This is a genomic window from Enterobacter nematophilus, assembly GCF_026344075.1.
Taxonomy (GTDB): Bacteria; Pseudomonadota; Gammaproteobacteria; order Enterobacterales; family Enterobacteriaceae; genus Enterobacter; species Enterobacter nematophilus.
In genome coordinates this window covers 160860-176585 of the sequence record NZ_JAPKNE010000002.1, presented here as the reverse complement: position 1 = coordinate 176585, position 15726 = coordinate 160860, and the positions used below count along the sequence as shown (strand labels likewise).

The window sequence follows — 15726 nt, the reverse complement described above, 5'->3', positions numbered from 1 at the left end:
CCCGCTCGAGTGAGCGGGCTGAAAGAGAGGAAGTGCGGTTATTGTTTAAATCGTTCCGGGAAATCCATTTCACTGTAGCGAACGAAGCGGGTTCCTTTCGTCAGTTTGTAGCCAAACCAGATGACCAGGAACAGCGGAATACCAATGTAGGTGGCCGTAACGGCGCCCCAGTCAATGGTGTCCGCAAGGAAAGCTTCATAGTTCTGTCCCAGGGTAATAATCAGGCACAGAATGAAGGCAAAAATCGGCCCCAGCGGGAAGAAGCCAGAACGGTACGGCAGGTTATTGAGATCGTGCCCCTGCATAACGTAGCCGCGACGGAAACGGTAGTGGCTGATGGCGATGCCCAGCCAGGCGATAAAGCCCGTCATCCCTGAGGTATTCAGCAGCCACAGGTAGACCGTCTGGTTGCCAAACATGGAGGTCAGGAAGCACAGGCCCGCAATGACCGTGGTGGCATACAGCGCGTTGCGCGGTACGCCGCCGCGGGACAGTTTTGAGAAAATGCGCGGCGCTTTGCCGTCGCAGGCCAGGGTGTAAAGCATACGGGTGGATGCGTACATGCCGGAGTTACCCGCCGACAGCACCGCCGTCAGGATCACCGCGTTCATTACCGCCGCCGCTGAGAGCAGGCCCGCATGCTGGAAGACCAGGGTGAACGGGCTGACGCTGATGTCTTTCACGTCGTTACGCAGCAGGCTTGGATCGGTATACGGAATGATCAGGCTGATAATCAAAATAGCGAACACGTAGAACAGCAGGATACGCCAGAACACCTGACGCACCGCGCGCGGAATGTTCTTCTCCGGGTTTTCGGATTCACCGGCCGCGATACCAATCAGCTCGGTGCCCTGGAAGGAGAAGCCGACAATCATCGCCACGCCAATCATCGCCGAGAAGCCCCCGGCAAACGGCGCATCGCCTATCGTCCAGTTGCTCCAGCCCGCAGGTTCAGCCCCTTTGAAAATACCCACGATCATCGCCACGCCGACGACGATAAAGATGATGACGGTTGCCACTTTGATCAAAGAGAACCAGTATTCCGCTTCGCCAAAGCCGCGCACGGAGATGTAGTTCAGCAGGAAGATGACGGCCAGGAACAGCGCGCTCCAGATCCAGCCCGGCGTGTCCGGGAACCACCAGGTCATCACCAGCTGCGCGGCGACGAGATCCACGGCGATGGTCACGGCCCAGTTGTACCAGTAGTTCCAGCCCAGCGCGAAGCCGAAGCCTTCCTCAACATATTTTTGTCCGTAGGTCGAAAACGAACCTGACACCGGCATGTATGCCGCCAGTTCGCCCAGACTGGTCATCAGGAAGTAAACCATCAGGCCAATCAGGATATAAGAGAATAATGCCCCACCCGGGCCGGCTGCCGAAATCGTTGCGCCAGAGGCAACGAAAAGACCTGTACCGATTGAGCCGCCAATGGCGATCATCGTCAGGTGACGCGCCTTGAGTTCACGACGTAGCGTGGGCGCTTCTGTGGTTTTAGTTTCTGAAACCATGTGAAAATGCTGTCCATTTAATAAATGAGGCGCGATTGTAGCAGACGATCTGCGTTCCTTCCGGCAGAAATACCCTGTTATAAGAGAGCTTCATGACTCGGCCAGGATTATAAGTAACGCATTATTTTTTCCCCTCACCCAGGGGTGAGGGGCGCTTTTACATTTCGCAGTAGCGCAGAAAACGCTGCAGCGAACTGGACAGGTGTTTCTGACGATGGTGAATGCACCACAGCGTGCGCACCAGCTTCGGCAGCGGAACGGGGATTTCCACCAGCGATCCGGTCTCCAGCTGTTCGGCAATCACCCGCCGGGAAAGACAGCTGATGCCCAGGCCATGACGCACCGCGTGCTTAATCGCCTCTGAGTTCCCCAGCTCCATTCCCAGCTGGAAATGCGGCAGATGCGACAGCAGCAGGTAGTCGACAATCTCACGCGTGCCGGAACCCTGCTCGCGGAGGATCCACTGCGCCTGCGCCAGCCGCTCCAGCGTCACCTCGCCCTGCAATAACGACGAGGCCGGAGACGCAAACACCACCAGCTCATCCTCCAGCCATGGCTCGGCAATGATATCGACGTTGTGGCAAGGACCTTCAATAAGACCGATATCCACGCGGAAATCGATCACCGCGTTGATCACGTCCTGGCTGTTGCCCACGCTCATATCCAGCGGCAGGGTCGGGAAATCCCGGCGGTAGCGCGCTATCACTTCCGGCAGGATGTAGTTTCCGATGGTGCTGCTGGCAAACACGCGGATCGCGCCGTTGTCCTCGCGGAACAGCTGCTCGATTTCAATAGCCTGCTCCAACAGCGCCAGCGCGCGCGGGTAAAGCAGGCGCCCATGTTCGTTGACCACCAGTCGCTTCCCTACTCTGTCGAACAGCTGGACGCCCAGCTGGCCTTCGAGATCGGTCAACGCCGCGCTGACGGCAGACTGCGAGAGCGCCAGCATTTGTGACGCCTGGGTCGTCGAGCCGCTTTTCAGCACCTCGGCAAACACTTCCAGCTGACGCAATGTAATGTGCATGGTTTCTTACCACTTATAGAGATTAATTATAAATATATAATCAATTTTATTTTTAAGCCAGAGCGCCGTAACCTTTAGCCAGACAAAGGAGAAGGTTATGTCAGAAATCACCTTACATCATCATCGTACAGTGTGGCACTTCGTGCCGGGTCTCGCGCTCAGCGCCGTCGTCACCGGCGTGGCCTTATGGGGCGGCAGTATTCCGGCAGTGGCCGGTGCAGGGTTCAGCGCGTTAACGCTGGCCATTTTGCTCGGCATGGTGGTCGGGAATACCGTTTACCCGCACATCTGGAAATCCTGCGACGGGGGCGTCATTTTCGCCAAACAACATTTACTGCGCCTCGGGATTATTCTTTACGGCTTCCGCCTCACCTTTTCGCAGATTGCGGACGTGGGCGTCAGCGGGATTGCCATAGACGTCCTGACGCTCTCCAGCACCTTTTTACTGGCGTGCTTTATCGGTCAGAAGATCTTTGGCCTGGACAAGCAAACCAGCTGGCTGATCGGCGCAGGCAGCAGCATCTGCGGTGCGGCCGCGGTGCTGGCGACGGAACCGGTCGTTAAAGCCGAAGCCAGTAAAGTGACGGTGGCAGTCGCGACGGTGGTTATCTTCGGTACGCTGGCGATCTTCCTTTATCCTGCGATGTATCCGCTGGTGGCGCACTGGTTTAGCCCGGAAACCTACGGCATCTATATTGGTTCGACCATGCACGAAGTGGCGCAGGTGGTGGCGGCAGGTCACGCCATCAATCCGGAAGCGGAAAACGCGGCGGTCATTGCCAAAATGCTGCGCGTGATGATGCTGGCGCCTTTCCTGATTTTCCTCGCGGCGCGGGTTAAACAGCTGGCACCGGCTGGCGGCAGCGAGAAAAGCAAAATCACCATTCCGTGGTTTGCGATCCTGTTCATCGTGGTCGCTATCTTTAACTCCTTCCACCTGCTGCCGAAAGCGGTAGTGGAGATGCTGGTGACGCTGGATACCGTACTGCTGGCGATGGCGATGGCGGCGCTGGGGGTGACCACGCACGTCAGCGCGCTGAAAAAAGCCGGTGCGAAGCCGCTGCTGATGGCGCTGGTGCTCTTCATCTGGCTGATTGTCGGCGGCGGCGCGATTAACCTCGCCGTGCACAGCCTGATGGCATAAACCATCTCGTCCTTCTCCTGTTAACCCGCTATCATAAGCGTTTCGGGTTAACAGGAGTTTTTTTATGAAATACGTTGGAGCGCACGTCAGCGCTGCCGGTGGCCTTGCGAATGCCGCCATTCGCGCTGCCGAAATCGAGGCGACCGCTTTCGCCCTGTTCACCAAAAACCAGCGCCAGTGGCGCGCCGCGCCGCTCACCGCCGACGTGATTGACGATTTCAAAGCCGCCTGTGAAAAATACCATTACGGGCCGGGCCAGATCCTTCCCCACGACAGCTATCTGATTAACCTCGGGCATCCGGTTCAGGAAGCGCTGGATAAATCCCGCGAGGCGTTCCTTGATGAAGTGCAGCGCTGCGAACAGCTCGGGCTGACGCTGCTGAACTTCCATCCGGGTAGTCATCTGATGCAGATTGACGAAGATGCCTGTCTGGCGCGCATCGCCGAATCCATCAACATGACGCTGGATAAGACCAAAGGCGTCACCGCAGTGATTGAAAACACCGCCGGTCAGGGCAGCAACCTCGGCTTTAAGTTCGAACATCTGGCGGCAATTATTGACGGCGTGGAAGATAAATCCCGCGTGGGCGTATGCATTGATACCTGCCACGCGTTTGCGGCCGGGTACGACCTGCGCACCACCGAGGCAACGAAAAACACGTTTGATGAGTTTGAGCGAATTGTCGGCTTTAAGTATCTGCGCGGCATGCACCTGAACGATGCGAAAAGCGCGTTCGGCAGCCGCGTTGACCGCCACCACAGCCTGGGCGAAGGCAATATCGGCCACGATGCGTTCCGCTTTATTATGCAGGACGCGCGCTTCGACGGTATTCCGATGGTGCTGGAAACCATCAATCCGGATATCTGGGCGGAAGAGATTGCCTGGCTGAAGGCGCAGCAAACCGCTGAACAGGCGGCATAAAAAAAGCCGGGTCGCATTAGCACCCGGCTTTTTTGTTGCTTCGCTTACGCTGCTTTTGCCACAACTTCCGCTTCCGGACGTTTCAGCACCGCGTAAGACAGACCCGCCACCAGCGTACCGGCAATAATCGCCAGCAGATAGCCCAGTACCGGGGTGATGGCGCCAGGGATCAGCAGTACAAACAGACCGCCGTGCGGCGCCATCAGCTTCGCGCCAATCGCCATGGAGATGGCGCCCGTTACCGCGCCGCCGACGATACAGCACGGCAGAACACGCATTGGGTCACGCGCCGCGAACGGAATCGCACCTTCGGTGATGAAGCACAGGCCCAGCACCAGCGCCGCTTTACCGCCTTCCTGCTGCGCTTTGTCGAACTTACGACGGGCAATAATCGTCGCCAGGCCAAGCGCCAGCGGTGGCACCATACCGGCCGCCATGATCGCCGCCATCGGCGCGTAGGTCTGGGTACTCAGCAGGCCTACGCCAAACGCGTATGCCGCTTTGTTCACCGGGCCACCCATGTCGGTACACATCATGCCGCCGAGGATTGCGCCCAGCAGCACCGCGTTCGCCGTGCCCATGGTTTGCAGCCAGTGGGTCAGACCCGCCAGGATGCCCGCAACCGGCTTACCAATCAGGTAAATCATCGCCAGACCGACCACCAGGCTGGAGATCAGCGGAATGATCAGGATTGGCTTCAGCGCTTCCATACTCTGCGGCAGCTTCAGCTTAGAGCTGATCAGTTTCGCGACGTAACCTGCGAGGAAACCGGCGATGATACCGCCGATAAAGCCGGAGCCGGTGCTCACCGCCAGCATACCGCCGATAAGACCCGGGGTCAGACCCGGACGGTCAGCAATAGAGAAGGCGATAAAGCCCGCCAGTACCGGCACCATCAGGGCGAAGGCGGAGCCGCCGCCAATCTGCATTAACGCCGCCGCCAGCGTGCCCTGCTCTTTAAACGCTTCAATACCGAAGGCGAAGGAGAGCGCAATACACAGGCCGCCAGCCACCACCATCGGCAGCATGTAGGAGACACCGGTCAGCAGGTGACGATACGCGCCCGCAGACTCTTTTTTCCCTTCGGTCGGGGTTTTCGCTGCGCCGGTCGCCTGATACGGCTTGGCTTCCACCAGCGCCTTATCAAACTCCTGCGCGGTCTTTTTCAGCGCCAGGCCGGTAGAGGTGCGGTACATCGGCTTACCGGCAAACTTCGCCAGATCCACTTCAATATCTGCCGCCACAATCACCAGATCGGCCTCAGCGACCTCTTCCGGCGTAATGGCATTGCCCGCACCCACGGAGCCACGGGTTTCAACCTTCACCCACCAGCCGCGTTTTTTCGCTTCGGTTTCAATGGCTTCTGCCGCCATAAAGGTGTGCGCCACGCCCGTCGGGCAGGCCGTGACCGCAACAACGCGTTTCGGACCCGAGGCCGCAGCCGGAGCCGCCGCTACAGGCGCGCTGTAGACGGTCGCGTGACCTTTCGCTTCGCTCAGGAACAGTTCCGGGTGTGCCACCGCGCGATTAATATCGCCCAGCCACACTTTTTTGCCGTTCAGCGCGCTGTCAGCGGGGATTTTATCGCCCAGGACAATCGCCAGCTCGGCATCGCCTGGGTTATCAATGATGTCCAGGTGTGCTTTTTGTGCCGCCGCGCCCAGCAGGGTCTTCGCCATGTAGGCGCGAGCCTGTCCGAGACCGGAGTCAATGATCAGCAGCGTTTTCATTATTCCTCTCCTGCTGTTAGTTAAAAGGTTTTAAGTCAACGCGCGCCATCATCGCGGCTAACTGGGTACGATCGGTAATACCGACATTGCTCTGGCTCACGGCCAGGGCTGCAACGGCGGTGGCAAGACGTAACGTATGTTCACTGGATTCACGCATCAGCAGGCCGTAAATCAGGCCGCCAACCATAGAATCCCCTGCGCCAACGGTGCTCACTACTTCCATTGACGGCGGTTTGGCAATCCATTCACCTGAAGCGTTAACCCACAACGCCCCTTCTGCACCCAGCGAGATCACCACGTGAGCAATACCCTGCTCGCGCAGCGCATGGGCGGCCTCAATCACATCTTTTAATTCCGGCAGCTTGCGGCCTGCCCAGATCTCCAGCTCGCGGCGGTTAGGCTTAACCAGCCACGGAGAGGCTTTCAGGCCCGCCACCAGCGCATCGCGGCTGCTGTCGAAGATAATGCACGGGCACTGGCTGCGCAGGCGCGTCATCCAGTCGGTAAACGCTTCCGGGCTGACGCCGGACGGCAGGCTGCCGCTGACGCACACCATATCGAACTGGCCCAGCCAGGTCAGGGAGTCGGTCACAAAGCGTTCCCAGTCAGCAGGCGTCACTTCGAAACCGGAGAAGTTAAGATCGGTCACTTCACCGTCTTTCTCGGTCAGCTTAACGTTGATGCGGGTGCGGCCCTGCACAACCTGAAAACGGTTGGCAATGCCCAGCTCGCTGAACAGCTGCTGGAAGCCATCCTGGTTATCTTTACCGAGGAATCCGCCCACGGTGACGTCGATACCGAGATCCTTAAGCACCTTCGCGACGTTAATCCCTTTGCCCGCAGCATGCAGGCCAGTGGTACGCACGAGGTTGACTTCGCCGCGCTCAATTTCCGGGCAAAATCCCACCAGGTCATAAGCCGGGTTCAGCGTAATAGTCGCAACACGTCTGCTCATTATGCGCCCTCCCCCAGACCTGCCGCGATGGCGTCGCCAATTGCTTTCAGCGCCTGCTCAGCATCTGCACCCTGCGCGGTGAAGCGCAGACGATTGCCTTTCTTCACGCCCAGCGCGACGACTTTCATCAGGCTACGGCCGTTGGCCGGTTTGCCCGAACCATCCAGGTTGGTCACGGTAATCTCGCTTTCAAATTGTTTAATGGTGTTGACCAGCATGGTGCCCGGACGGGCATGCAGGCCGTGTTCGTTACGCACCACGAACTCGGCGTTCAGCACATCGTCCGTCAGCGCGTCGTCGCTGGTCAGTAGCGCCAGCACGGTCGCCGCATCGGCGTTCAGCAGTTTTTCAGCTTTATTGTTCAGCAGCAGATCGCCCAGACGCTTCAGCACCGAAACCGGCTGTTCATCGTTCATCGCCACGGTCACCAGCATGGCTGCTGTCTCGCCCTCAACGTCGAACGCGGTGGCCGCGCGGCTCACTGCAATCGCGCTGCGCAGGTTGCCTTCTGCGCTGTCGTTCAGCCAGATGCCCTGGCCAAGATTCAGCGGCTTATCGTTAATCACGCGCGTCACAAAGGTGGCATCAGCGGCACCCGCTTCTTTCAGGCGGCCCGCGTTCAGCGCCTGCAGCGTGACCAGGTCGGAGGCCACAACATCCAGCGTCAGCGTGTCGTTATCCAGCTTCAGCGCTTCACTCTGTTTTTCGCCCATCAGCAACGCACGCAGCTCTTCAGCAGTGGTTGCAGACTTCAACTGTTCCGCCACGGAGTCATCGCTCAGAACATGCGTCAGCTGACGCAGCAGGCCCAAATGTTCGTCGCTGCTGGCCGCGATACCGATAGCGACATAAGCCACCTGGCCGTCGCCCCAGAGCACGCCCTGCGGGAACTGATAAACCTTCACGCCGGTTTTCAGCACCTGGTCGCGGGTGTCGGTTGTGCCGTGCGGAATGGCAATGCCATTGCCGAGGAAGGTGGAGGTCTGCTGCTCGCGCGCCAGCATACCGTTTACGTAGCCGTCCGCGACGTTACCCGCCTGCACAAGGGCAGCGGCAACCTGACGGATGGCCTCTTCTTTATCTCCGGCCTGAGCGCCCGGCTGAATATCCTGAACAGATAACTGGAACATGGTTCTCCTCTCCTGCTGAAAGTGAATCGTTTCAGCTTACATGAGAAAAAATACGCTAGCCTGCTCCGTTTGTTAAAACAAGATAGCGCTGAAACGTTTCAAAAAGTCTTGCGCTTTCTGCAATGGCTTGCAAGAAAAGTCGTGTTTCCGATATCAGAATTTAGAGATACTGCACATTTCTTCTGCGTTCAGCTGAATTTTGCTGAACTTCAGCAAACCAGTTTCAGCTAAGTTCAGCCAGGTGGGACGTAAGTTGAAATGCCATTTTGATTTTTCGTGGGGTAATTGACTTCACCCACTGTTTATTTTTTAGCTAACGGCGTAAACTCCGCCCCTCTCTGTTATTCGCTAATTATAAAACATGCATAACACCCCTGCGGCCACCGCGCCAAAGCCCTTTGATTTGACGTCAACGGCGTTCCTGATTGTTGCCTTCTTCACGGGCATCGCCGGTGCGTTGCAAACCCCGACGCTGAGCCTGTTCCTGACCAACGAAGTTCACGCCCGTCCGGCGATGGTTGGCTTCTTTTTTACGGGTAGCGCCATCATTGGCATTCTCGTCAGCCAGTTTCTCGCCGGTCGTTCCGACCGCAAAGGCGATCGTAAAAGCCTGATCGTTTTCTGCTGTCTGCTGGGGGTGCTGGCCTGCGTCCTGTTTGCCTGGAACCGTAACTATTTCGTTCTGCTGTTCATCGGGGTTTTTCTGAGCAGCTTTGGCTCAACCGCCAACCCGCAGCTGTTTGCCCTCGCCCGTGAGCATGCCGACCATACCGGGCGGGAAGCGGTGATGTTCAGCTCGATATTGCGCGCTCAGGTGTCGCTGGCATGGGTGATTGGCCCGCCGCTGGCCTACGCGCTGGCGATGGGGTTTGGCTTTACGGTGATGTACCTGAGCGCGGCGGTCGCGTTTGTGGCGTGCGGCGCGCTGGTGTGGTTCTTTCTGCCGTCAATGCGCAAAGAGCCCAAGGTGGCAACGGGCGTGCTGGAAGCGCCGCGTCGTAACCGCCGCGACGCCCTGCTCCTGTTTGTTATCTGCACGCTGATGTGGGGCACCAACAGCCTCTATATCATCAACATGCCGCTGTTTATTATTGATGAGCTACACCTGCCGGAGAAGCTGGCGGGCATTATGATGGGCACCGCCGCAGGTCTTGAGATCCCGACCATGCTGATTGCAGGCTATTATGCGAAGCGGTTCGGGAAACGTTTTTTAATGCGCATTGCGGCCGTCGCCGGGCTGCTGTTCTACGTTGGCATGCTGACGGTCCATACGCCAGCCCTGCTTCTTGCTTTACAGCTGCTGAACGCCGTTTATATCGGCATCCTGGCGGGAATTGGCATGCTCTACTTCCAGGATCTGATGCCGGGTCAGGCAGGTGCCGCCACCACCCTTTATACTAATACCACCCGCGTGGGCTGGATTATCGCGGGCTCAATGGCCGGTATCGTTGCCGAGATCTGGAACTATCACACGGTGTTCTGGATTGCGCTGGTGATGTGTACGCTGACGATGGGCTGCCTGGCGAGGATCAAAGACGTTTAAGGCGCGGTGAGCGCTTCCAGCTCAAGCAGCCAGGTCATCGCCTGTGCGCGCGTGCTGCCGCACATTTCAGCTGATGGCTGAAGCCCGGAACAGACCTTCGGGCGCAGGGGAGACTCAAAGATCATACACAGGTTGGATTCAGAGAGCTGAACGCAGCGGGTATTGGCGGGCTTGCCTTCAGGCATGCCTGGAATGGGGCTTGAAATGGACGGAGCGGTACAGCACGCGCCGCAATCTGGACGACAATCCATACATGCTCTCTCAGTGGCGAACGCCCGTACAGTCGGGCATCGGGCGCACAGTAACACCTTTTGCGTATTGATAGCAAAAGCCACGAATTCCTCTTGCCTGAAAGGCCGCGCGCGAGTAATTTGGCGCGATATTTTTTACCTCCCGTAGACAGGATTACTGCAATGCCAAGAGCGAACGAAATTAAGAAAGGTATGGTACTGAATTACAACGGCAAACTGCTGATTGTGAAAGACATCGACATTCAGGCACCTAGCGCCCGTGGTGCAGCGACGCTGTACAAAATGCGTTTCGCCGATGTGCGTACCGGCCTGAAGGTGGAAGAACGTTTTAAAGGTGACGATATCGTTGATACCGTGACCCTGACCCGTCGCTACGTTGATTTCTCCTACGTCGACGGCAACGAATACGTGTTCATGGATAAGGAAGATTACACCCCGTACATCTTCACCAAAGATCAGATTGAAGAAGAGCTGCTGTTCATTCCTGAAGGCGGGATGCCAGACATGCAGGTGCTGACCTGGGACGGCGTGCTGCTGGCGCTGGAACTGCCGCAGACCGTGGATCTGGAAATCGTTGAAACCGCACCGGGCATCAAAGGCGCGTCTGCAAGTGCGCGCAACAAGCCGGCGACCCTGACCACCGGTCTGGTTGTGCAGGTGCCGGAATACCTCTCCGCGGGCGAGAAGATCCGCATCCATATCGAAGAAAAACGCTATATGGGTCGTGCTGACTGATTGTGGCTTTTGTCGGGTGGCGGCTTCGCCACCCGACAATTCCGGTTACAGAAGCTCCGGATACTTCGTCATCTTCAGCGCCAGCTCAACGCCGCGCACTTCCGCCATCCCCTTCAGGCGGCCAATCGCCGAATAGCCCGGGTTGGTTTTCTTACGCAGATCGTCCAGCATCTGGTGCCCGTGATCCGGACGGAACGGAATAGGACGGACATCTCCCGCCTGCTTGCGACGCGCCTCTTCCGCCAGAATGGCGTCGACCACCGCCACCATGTTTACGTCTCCGCCCAGGTGTGCGGCCTCGTGGAAGGTTTTTGGATTTTCTTCACGGCAGGTCGCACGCAGGTGCGTGAAGTGAATGCGATCGCCAAAGGTTTCTATCATCCGCACCAGGTCGTTATCGGCGCGCACACCGTAGGAGCCGGTACACATGGTAAAGCCGTTATAGATGCTGTTTACCGTCTCTTTCAGCCACTGCATATCTTCAAGGGTGGAAACAATACGCGGCAGGCCGAGAATAGGACGCGGCGGATCGTCCGGGTGCACTGCCAGACGCACGCCGGCCTCTTCCGCAACCGGCACGATAGCGCGCAGGAAATACGCCATGTTTTCACGCAGCTGGTTCTTATCAATATCGCCGTATTCCGCCAGACGCGCGCGGAACTGATCCAGCGTGTAGCCTTCTTCCGCACCCGGCAGGCCAGCAATGATATTGCGGGTCAGCTTTTCAATGTCCGCTTCACTGGCGGCAGTGAACCATTCAAGGGCCTGCTGCTGCTCTTCAGCGGTATAATCCGCTTCGGCGCCCGGGCGTTTCAGAATATGCAGCTCGAATGCCGCAAAGGCAATCTGGTCAAAACGCAGCGCTTTCGAGCCGTCCGGCATCTGATATTCCAGGTCGGTACGCGTCCAGTCCAGAATCGGCATGAAGTTATAGCAGACCGTATCAATGCCGCAGGCCGCCAGGTTACGAATGCTCTGCTGATAGTTTGCAATCCAGGTCCGGTATTCCCCCGAATGGGTTTTGATATCTTCGTGTACCGGAATGCTCTCTACCACAGACCAGGTTAATCCCTTCTCCGCCAGCAGCGCCTGACGCTGTTGAATTTCTTCAACCGGCCATACCTGGCCGTTAGGAATATGATGCAGCGCCGTGACGACACCCGTTGCGCCAGCCTGACGCACATCATCAAGAGAAACCGGATCGTTCGGCCCGTACCAACGCCAGGTTTGTTCCATTGCCTCTTCCTCTCAAGTTGTTATACCAATATAGGTTACCGCAATGACGACTACCATACATGTTTGCCGTGAAGGGTCAACACACCGCCACACATTGATTGATCAATCTCACAGAACGGGGATATTTACGGCTCACCAATTCTATTTGCTGTCATATAACTTTACACTGGCATTGTTAATTAATGGTTAATCAGGTGTGTATTTCATGAAGACAATTGCCTCCGCCGCCCTTCCAGCCCAGGTTCAACAACCGCGCTACGATCGCAAGCAGCTGCGCTCCCGCATCGTCCATTTTGGCTTCGGTGCGTTTCATCGCGCGCACCAGGCATTGTTAACAAACCGGGTGCTGAATGAAAAAGGCGGCGACTGGGGTATTTGTGAGATTAGCCTGTTCAGCGGCGACGTGCTGATGAGCCAGCTGCGCGCGCAGGATCACCTGTTTACCGTGCTGGAGAAAGGCGCTGAAGGAAATCAGCCGATTATTGTCGGGGCCGTACATGAATGCCTGAATGCAAAGCTGGACTCGCTGCCCGCCATCATAGAGAAGTTTTGCGAGCCGCAGGTGGCGATCGTATCGCTCACCATTACGGAGAAAGGCTACTGCATCGATCCCGCGACCGGTAAGCTGGATTTACAAAACGCCCGGATCGTTCACGATCTGGAAAATCCCGCTGAGCCGCATTCCGCGCCGGGAATCCTGGTCGAAGCCCTTAATCGCCGCCGCGAGCGCGGCCTGCCTGCGTTTACCGTGCTTTCCTGTGACAACATTCCGGACAACGGCCACGTGGTGAAAAATGCGGTGCTCGGCATGGCGCAAAAGCGTTCCCCGGCGCTTGCCGAGTGGATCGAAGGCCACGTGAGTTTTCCGGGAACGATGGTCGACAGAATTGTTCCCGCCGCGACGGAGGCCTCGCTTGCAGAAATCGCCGACGCGATCGGCGTTGACGATCCGTGCGCCATCAGCTGTGAGCCGTTTATTCAGTGGGTAGTGGAAGATAATTTTGTCGCGGGGCGTCCGGAGTGGGAAGTGGCGGGCGTTCAGATGGTGCAGGACGTTCTGCCGTGGGAGCAGATGAAATTACGCATGCTCAACGGCAGCCACTCCTTCCTGGCGTATCTGGGGTATCTCGCCGGGTACGCGCATATTAATGAATGCATGGAGGACACCACCTTCCGCGAAGCCGCCCGGCGGTTAATGCTGGATGAACAGGCGCCCACGCTGCGTATAAAGGATGTCGACCTGACTGCCTATGCCGACAGCCTTATCGAGCGCTTTGCTAACCCGGCGCTGCAGCACCGTACCTGGCAAATCGCGATGGACGGCAGCCAGAAGCTGCCGCAGCGGATGCTGGATGGGATCCGCGTCCACCTTGAGCGTAAAACAGCATGGCCGCTGCTGGCGCTGGGCGTCGCCGGCTGGATACGCTACGTCAGCGGGTTCGACGAACGCGGCAACGCGATTGACGTCCGCGATCCCCTCAGCGATAAAATACGCACGATTGTCGAGGCCAGCAGCGACGCCGACCGCGTCAACGCGCTTCTGGGGCTGAGCGAGGTCTTTGGCCACGATCTCGCGCAAAATAGCGTTTTCGTTGAGGCTGTCAGCCAGGCCTGGCAGCGCATCACCCGCCGTGGCGCACGCCAGGCTGTTATTGAAACGTTAAATCTTTAGCGATTATTGCGCTTAATGCGAACGGATATCGCCTCCGTTCGCCCTCCCCCTTCTCATTGCGCCCGTTTTTCGCCAGGATAAGAGCATAGTGTTATAGCATCACAATTCTCTTGCGGAGCGCACGTGACCAAAACCAACCTCATCACCGGTTTTCTCGGCAGCGGTAAAACCACCTCAATTCTTCATCTGCTGGCGAATAAAGATCCGGCAGAGAAATGGGCCGTGCTGGTCAATGAATTCGGCGAAGTGGGCATTGATGGCGCGTTGCTGTCATCCAGCGGCGCGATGATTAAAGAGATCCCCGGCGGATGCATGTGCTGCGTAAACGGCTTACCGATGCAGGTAGGCCTCAATACGCTGCTGCGTCAGGGCAAACCGGACCGCCTGCTGATTGAACCTACCGGTCTGGGCCACCCGAAGCAGATCCTCGATTTACTGACCGCTCCGGTTTACGAGCCGTGGATCGATCTGCGCGCCACGCTGTGCCTGCTCGATCCGCGTCAGCTTCTGGATGAAAAAGCGGTGGCCAATGAGAACTTTCGCGATCAGCTCGCCGCAGCAGACGTTATTGTCGCCAATAAAGACGATCGCGCCACGGCGGAAAGCCGGGCCGCGCTGGACGCGTGGTGGCAGCATTTCGGCGGCAATCGGACGCGGGTGCAGGCCACTCAGGGGAACATTGATAGCGCCCTGCTGGACCTTCCCCGCCTGAACCTGACGGAACTCCCGGCCAGCGCGGACCATGCGCATCACCATCCTGCAAAGCAGGGTCTGGCCGCGCTAAGCCTGCCGGAACACCAGCGCTGGCGTCGTAATTTGAACAGCGGTCAGGGGTATCAGGCCTGCGGATGGATTTTCGATGCCGATACCGTTTTCGACACCATTGGCATCCTTGAGTGGGCCAGGCTTGCGCCGGTCGATCGCGTGAAAGGGATCATGCGCACGCCTGACGGGCTGGTGCGGATAAACCGCCAGGGCGACGATTTCTTTATCGAAACGCAAAACGTCGCGCCGCCTGACAGCCGAATAGAGTTAATTAGTGCGGTTAACGCCGACTGGAATGCCCTGCAGTCCAGCCTGTTGAAGCTTCGTTTAAGTTCGGGCGGCTAACGTTGCCCCAGTTTTCCTTCTATGCTGAACGTTATGACAACTCGAATTCCCCAGATATTACTGCTTAATGTCGCCGGTCTGGCGCTTTTCTTCTCCTGGTATATCCCGGTGAATCACGGTTTCTGGTTCCCGCTGGATTCAAACCTGTTCCATTTCTTCAACCAGGGGCTGGTGAAGAGCGACGCCTTCCTGTGGCTGGTGGCAATTACCAACAACCGCGCCTTTGACGGCTTTTCCCTGCTGGCTATGGGCTGCCTGATGCTCTCTTTCTGGCTGAAAGAGGATGTTACGGGGCGTCGCCGTATTCTGATTATCGGACTGGTGATGCTTCTGGCTGCGGTGATCATTAATCAGCTGGCGCAACATCTGATGCCCGTAAAACGCGCAAGTCCTTCGCTCTCTTTCCCGAATATTTATCGCGTGAGTGAACTGCTGCATATTCCAACAAAAGATGCCTCGAAAGACAGCTTCCCGGGCGATCACGGCATGATGCTGCTTATTTTTTCTGGATTCATGCTGCGCTATTTCGGCAAGAAGGCGTTCGCAATTGCCCTGCTTATTGTGGTGATATTTGCCTTCCCGCGCGTGATGATTGGCGCTCACTGGCTGACGGATATTGTCGTGGGTTCGCTTTCTGCGGTACTGATTGGTCTGCCGTGGGTTTTGATGACGCCATTAAGCGATCGCCTGATTGCCGTTTTCGATCGCCATCTCCCGCGTAGAAAGCAACAAGAATTAAACAAATAACCAACGTTTTTTAACGTTA

General features: G+C 57.3%; 14 protein-coding genes. 7 read left to right on the top strand and 7 right to left on the bottom strand.

The window, feature by feature from the left end; all coding sequences use genetic code 11:
• Window positions 1–38: 38 nt before the first annotated feature.
• Both OSH03_RS07550 and yieE read right to left on the bottom strand, forming a co-directional pair.
• Window positions 39–1508, bottom strand: coding sequence for an amino acid permease (locus tag OSH03_RS07550; protein ID WP_061097614.1), 1470 nt, complete (start codon window positions 1506–1508; stop codon window positions 39–41).
• A 157-nt stretch (window positions 1509–1665) separates the two neighbouring features.
• Window positions 1666–2532, bottom strand: a complete 867-nt coding sequence (gene yieE / locus OSH03_RS07545) for a DNA-binding transcriptional regulator YeiE (RefSeq protein WP_266178721.1) — start codon at window positions 2530–2532, stop codon at window positions 1666–1668.
• 97 nt (window positions 2533–2629) lie between these two features.
• Between yieE and OSH03_RS07540 the strand changes: the two genes are divergently transcribed.
• Window positions 2630–3676: a YeiH family protein gene (locus OSH03_RS07540; protein ID WP_061097613.1), complete on the top strand. Its 1047-nt coding sequence runs from the start codon at window positions 2630–2632 to the stop codon at window positions 3674–3676.
• 64 nt (window positions 3677–3740) lie between these two features.
• Window positions 3741–4598 (top strand): deoxyribonuclease IV, encoded by an 858-nt coding sequence (gene nfo / locus OSH03_RS07535; protein ID WP_266178720.1) that lies wholly within the window; start codon window positions 3741–3743, stop codon window positions 4596–4598.
• Window positions 4599–4642: 44 nt separating this feature from the next.
• Here nfo and fruA read toward each other — a convergent pair whose 3' ends face one another.
• From fruA to fruB, 3 genes are read right to left on the bottom strand one after another with little or no spacing between them, the layout of a single operon-like run.
• Window positions 4643–6328, bottom strand: coding sequence for a PTS fructose transporter subunit IIBC (fruA, locus tag OSH03_RS07530; RefSeq protein ID WP_266178719.1), 1686 nt, complete (start codon window positions 6326–6328; stop codon window positions 4643–4645).
• 16 nt (window positions 6329–6344) lie between these two features.
• Entirely contained in the window at window positions 6345–7283 is a 939-nt protein-coding gene (gene fruK / locus OSH03_RS07525) for a 1-phosphofructokinase (protein ID WP_010433510.1), read from the bottom strand.
• Entirely contained in the window at window positions 7283–8413 is a 1131-nt protein-coding gene (gene fruB / locus OSH03_RS07520) for a fused PTS fructose transporter subunit IIA/HPr protein (protein WP_266178718.1), read from the bottom strand. Before fruB ends, fruK begins: the two co-directional genes overlap by 1 nt.
• 361 nt (window positions 8414–8774) lie before the next feature.
• Here fruB and setB point away from each other — a divergent pair, with 361 nt between their 5' ends.
• The gene (setB, locus tag OSH03_RS07515) at window positions 8775–9956 is read left to right on the top strand and encodes a sugar efflux transporter SetB (RefSeq protein ID WP_266178717.1); all 1182 of its coding nucleotides are present in this window, start codon (window positions 8775–8777) and stop codon (window positions 9954–9956) included.
• On the opposite strand, the gene OSH03_RS07510 is transcribed toward setB, so the two are convergent.
• On the bottom strand, window positions 9953–10207 hold the full coding sequence (locus OSH03_RS07510; RefSeq protein ID WP_028013872.1) for a YkgJ family cysteine cluster protein: 255 nt from the start codon (window positions 10205–10207) through the stop codon (window positions 9953–9955). The two genes, setB and OSH03_RS07510, sit on opposite strands and share 4 nt — an antisense overlap.
• 162 nt (window positions 10208–10369) lie before the next feature.
• Here OSH03_RS07510 and yeiP point away from each other — a divergent pair, with 162 nt between their 5' ends.
• Window positions 10370–10942 carry an elongation factor P-like protein YeiP gene (gene yeiP / locus OSH03_RS07505; RefSeq protein WP_014884579.1) on the top strand — a complete coding sequence of 191 codons (573 nt, stop codon included), beginning with the start codon at window positions 10370–10372 and terminating at the stop codon, window positions 10940–10942.
• Between the two features lie 45 nt (window positions 10943–10987).
• Here the strand turns inward: yeiP and uxuA are convergent, their stop codons facing one another.
• Window positions 10988–12178: a mannonate dehydratase gene (uxuA, locus tag OSH03_RS07500; RefSeq protein ID WP_266178716.1), complete on the bottom strand. Its 1191-nt coding sequence runs from the start codon at window positions 12176–12178 to the stop codon at window positions 10988–10990.
• Window positions 12179–12383: 205 nt separating this feature from the next.
• Here uxuA and OSH03_RS07495 point away from each other — a divergent pair, with 205 nt between their 5' ends.
• From OSH03_RS07495 to OSH03_RS07485, 3 genes are all read left to right on the top strand, one after another.
• On the top strand, window positions 12384–13850 hold the full coding sequence (locus OSH03_RS07495) for a mannitol dehydrogenase family protein (RefSeq protein WP_266178715.1): 1467 nt from the start codon (window positions 12384–12386) through the stop codon (window positions 13848–13850).
• A gap of 123 nt (window positions 13851–13973) precedes the next feature.
• Entirely contained in the window at window positions 13974–14960 is a 987-nt protein-coding gene (locus tag OSH03_RS07490; RefSeq protein ID WP_266178714.1) for a CobW family GTP-binding protein, read from the top strand.
• A gap of 33 nt (window positions 14961–14993) precedes the next feature.
• Window positions 14994–15707 (top strand): phosphatase PAP2 family protein, encoded by a 714-nt coding sequence (locus tag OSH03_RS07485; protein WP_266178713.1) that lies wholly within the window; start codon window positions 14994–14996, stop codon window positions 15705–15707.
• Window positions 15708–15726: the final 19 nt, after the last annotated feature.